General features: G+C 62.7%; 1 protein-coding gene. It reads right to left on the reverse strand.

Annotated features, from left to right (window positions below):
* A partial coding sequence (locus GYA94_RS28835; RefSeq protein WP_161893486.1) for a GGDEF domain-containing protein occupies positions 1-451 on the reverse strand: 451 nt, incomplete at both ends.

Raw genomic sequence — 451 nt, forward strand, 5'->3', positions numbered from 1 at the left:
AGATGGCGGGCTTCGTCGAGGCTGGTGAGGCTAGTGACCACGCAGAAGCCATCGCCACCAAAGCGTGCCACCAGGTCATGACCGGGGGTCGCGGCCTTGAAATCGTTGGCAATGACCTTGAGCAATTCATCGCCAGCGTGGTGGCTAAGGCTGTCATTGATGCGTTTGAAATGGTCGATATCCAGGAACATCACCGCCAGGCGGCTTTCGCTGGCCAGGTGCTCGGCCAGGCGTTCGGCGAACAGTTGGTTGAAACCACGGCGGTTGACCAGGTTGGTCAGTGCATCGCGCTGCCTGCTGCAGTGACGCGCGGCCCTGGCCGACAAGAAGCTGCAAAGCAAGGAGCATGACCTGCGCCGGGTCAGCGTGCTGCTCAGCGAACTGGACCAGGCCCGCGCGTCACTGCAGCAGGCAGCCCACCACCATGCACTGACCAACCGGGTCCACCGCC

This window comes from Pseudomonas juntendi (assembly GCF_009932375.1).
Lineage (GTDB): Bacteria > Pseudomonadota > Gammaproteobacteria > Pseudomonadales > Pseudomonadaceae > Aquipseudomonas > Aquipseudomonas juntendi.